The organism is Mesorhizobium sp. M4B.F.Ca.ET.089.01.1.1 (assembly GCF_004022605.1).
Taxonomy (GTDB): Bacteria; Pseudomonadota; Alphaproteobacteria; order Rhizobiales; family Rhizobiaceae; genus Mesorhizobium; species Mesorhizobium abyssinicae.
In genome coordinates this window covers 1-644 of record NZ_RZOS01001159.1, presented here as the reverse complement: position 1 = coordinate 644, position 644 = coordinate 1, and the positions used below count along the sequence as shown (strand labels likewise).

1 protein-coding gene is annotated in these 644 nt (G+C 68.9%); it reads right to left on the bottom strand.

Going from position 1 to position 644, the window contains the following annotated elements; all coding sequences use genetic code 11:
* Window positions 1-627, bottom strand: a 627-nt coding sequence (locus EN780_RS36570; protein WP_133372971.1) for an ATP-binding cassette domain-containing protein, incomplete at its 3' end; no start/stop codon positions are given.
* Window positions 628-644: the final 17 nt, after the last annotated feature.

Sequence of the window (644 nt, the reverse complement as noted above, 5' to 3'; positions counted from 1 at the left end):
GAGCGGGTGGGAAATGTAGAGGACCGCCATGCCGCTGTCGCGCAACCGCCTGACGACGGCGAACAGCCGCTCGGCTTCGGTGGCCGACAGGCTCGATGTCGGCTCGTCGAGGATCAGCAAGGAGGCGCTCGCCGCGACGGCGCGGGCGATGGCGATCAACTGCCGTTCGGCTGGGCGCAAATCGACGAAGTCGCGGTCGAGCGGCAGGTCGAGATCGATCAGCGCCGCGATCTCCCGCGCGCGCTTGCGGATTGACCTGTTCGAGACCAGAAAACGCCCGCCCGGGCTGCAGAGCTCGTCGAGCGCCAGATTCTCGGCGACCGTCAACCCGGCAGCCCCTGCCTGGTCTGTTGCTTGATGCACCGTCGCGATGCCGGCGGCCTTGGCGGCGCTGGGCGAGGCGAAGGTGATCGCCTTGCCGTCTAGCGTGATCGTGCCCGCATCCGGCGTGTGCGAACCCGACAGGATCTTCACCAAGGTCGATTTGCCGGCGCCGTTGGCGCCCATCAGCGCCACGACCTCGCCGGAGGCGACGGCAAGGTCGGCGCCGGCGAGCGCACGCGTCGGGCCGAAGGATTTCTCGATGCCGGCAACGGAGACGGCGATGGCGGAGGCGGCTTGTGGCAAGGTGCGTTGGCTTCGGC